We start from the raw sequence: 254 nt of genomic DNA on the forward strand, positions 1-254 counted from the left end.
TAAGGCGGCTAAACGCTTTCTCTCCAAGGCGATCAGGGCGAATGGCCTTCCAGAGACAATTACCATCGATGGCAGTGCAGCAAACAAAGCAGCAGCTGAAGCGGTTTGTCAGGAACGCGATGTGACCTTGAGATACGTCAAACCAAGTATCTTAATAACCGGGTTGAGCAAGATCATCGGGGTATTAAGCGGATCACTCGATCTATGTTAGGTTTTAAATCATTCCGGAGTGCTCGGTCTACGCTGATCGGTAT

The 254-nt window shown here is 48.4% G+C and carries 1 pseudogene; it reads left to right on the forward strand.

From position 1 onward, the window contains the following. A pseudogene (locus ACQ96U_RS27280) lies at positions 1-254 on the forward strand (DDE-type integrase/transposase/recombinase); the annotation flags it as partial.

This window comes from Zooshikella sp. RANM57 (assembly GCF_050749885.1).
In the GTDB taxonomy this organism is placed as follows: Bacteria; Pseudomonadota; Gammaproteobacteria; order Pseudomonadales; family Zooshikellaceae; genus Zooshikella.